The following is a 785-nucleotide window of genomic DNA, read 5'->3' as shown; positions in this document are numbered from 1 at the left end:
GCGGGACGCCGCAGCTCTCATTTATGACGCCGCCGAGCATGAAGGGGGACGAGCCGCCGCGGTCAACAGCGAAGGCCCAGTACGTGTTGCCGAACAGGACCAGGAACAGTTCGATCAGGACTACGGCGATGACCTTGCTCCACCGCGGGTGATCCTGCGCCCAGAAACGGACCCGCCAGAACGCGCCGCCCAGAGTCTCGAAGGTGTGCCGGTAGAAGGTGATCATGGTGTCACCAGAGACGGGGTCGACAGCACGGCTTCGAGACTCTGGGCGGCGCGTTCTGGCGGGTCCGTTTCTGGGCGCACGATCACCCGCGGTGGAGCAAGGTCATCGCCGTCGTCCTGATCGACCTGTTCCTGGTCCTGTTCGGCAACACGTACTGGGCCTTCGCCGCTGACGGCGGCGGCTCGTCCCCGTTCATGCTCGGCGGCGACATCACTGACAGCGACGGCGTCCCGCTGACCAACTACACGGTGCTTCCACTGGACCGCGGCGATGTGTTCACGATGGGGAAGTTCTTCATCTCCATGTGGATCGACCCGATCTGGACCGGGCATCTGGGTCTGGTGTCGTGGATGATCTGGTTCTGCAACTGGCTGCTCTCCTTCGAGTGGGTCGACATCGTCGCGGCACCGTTCGGCGCGCTGGCCGACCTCTTGCAGGACTTCCTCGGCGAGATCGCATGGATCCCGTTCGCGCTGACGATCGCCGGCGGTGTCGCGGGCCTGGCGATCATGCTCGGCCGGCACTCCACCGGGTGGGCGGAGTTGTTCATCTCTGCGTG

The 785-nt window shown here is 64.8% G+C and carries 1 protein-coding gene and 1 pseudogene; one reads left to right on the top strand and one right to left on the bottom strand.

The features are described from left to right. Positions 1–226 (bottom strand): hypothetical protein (locus B7W94_RS11095; RefSeq protein WP_139833313.1); only part of this gene is annotated, 226 nt, incomplete at its 3' end. Positions 227–420: 194 nt separating this feature from the next. On the opposite strand from B7W94_RS11095, the pseudogene B7W94_RS11090 reads away from it, so the two are divergent. Continuing rightward, a pseudogene (locus B7W94_RS11090) lies at positions 421–785 on the top strand (hypothetical protein); the annotation flags it as partial.

The organism is Microbacterium sp. LEMMJ01 (assembly GCF_002114135.1).
GTDB lineage: Bacteria > Actinomycetota > Actinomycetes > Actinomycetales > Microbacteriaceae > Microbacterium.
This window is presented reverse-complemented; position numbering and strand designations above follow the sequence as displayed.